This window comes from Clostridium sp. AF15-41 (assembly GCF_003604095.1).
GTDB lineage: Bacteria > Bacillota > Clostridia > Lachnospirales > Lachnospiraceae > Coprococcus.
In genome coordinates this window covers 1-239 of record NZ_QTMQ01000007.1, presented here as the reverse complement: position 1 = coordinate 239, position 239 = coordinate 1, and the positions used below count along the sequence as shown (strand labels likewise).

Sequence of the window (239 nt, the reverse complement as noted above, 5' to 3'; positions counted from 1 at the left end):
TCCGGCATCGGTGGTACCGGTGCTGCCTCCGGCTTCTTCTCCGGCATCGGTGGTACCGGTGCTGCCTCCGGCTTCTTCTCCGGCATCGGTGGTACTGGTGCTGCCTCCGGCTTCTTCTCCGGCATCGGTGGTACCGGTGCTGCCTCCGGTTTCTTCTCCGGCATCGGTGCTGCACCATTCATCGGAGATACCGGCGGTACTATCGGCTTGCCGTCCGGTCCCATCTGCATTGGCATCGG

General features: G+C 64.0%; 1 pseudogene. It reads right to left on the bottom strand.

Annotated elements, in window-relative coordinates:
• A pseudogene (locus DWW43_RS12175) lies at positions 1-239 on the bottom strand (hypothetical protein); the annotation flags it as partial.